The organism is Bradyrhizobium uaiense (assembly GCF_010811875.1).
In the GTDB taxonomy this organism is placed as follows: domain Bacteria; phylum Pseudomonadota; class Alphaproteobacteria; order Rhizobiales; family Xanthobacteraceae; genus Bradyrhizobium; species Bradyrhizobium uaiense.
Genome location: NZ_VKHP01000711.1, coordinates 1 through 255 on the forward strand (window position 1 = coordinate 1; position 255 = coordinate 255).

At 57.3% G+C, this 255-nt stretch carries 1 protein-coding gene; it reads right to left on the reverse strand.

Annotated elements, in window-relative coordinates:
* Window positions 1-136 (reverse strand): sigma factor-like helix-turn-helix DNA-binding protein (locus FNJ47_RS53545; RefSeq protein ID WP_283811406.1); only part of this gene is annotated, 136 nt, incomplete at its 3' end.
* Window positions 137-255 lie beyond the last annotated feature (119 nt).

The window sequence follows — 255 nt, forward strand, 5'->3', positions numbered from 1 at the left end:
AGGTGGCAACCGAGCTCTTGCTGATCTGCAGCCGCTCCGAGATCTCCCGAACCGACAGCTCCTGCTCGTACGTCAGCCTCAGGATCGATCGTAGGTCCTTCACAGTGGTTCGTTTCGCTTGCTTCCGTCTCGGCATTGCCCCTCGCAAACTCAGCTTGAGAGAGAACATTGCCTGAACGGCGCTCCCGAAAACCAACCTCCCGCAACTGTCCGCGATTTAGCGGAATCCCTGTCCCGGAATTACTGAAATCGCTG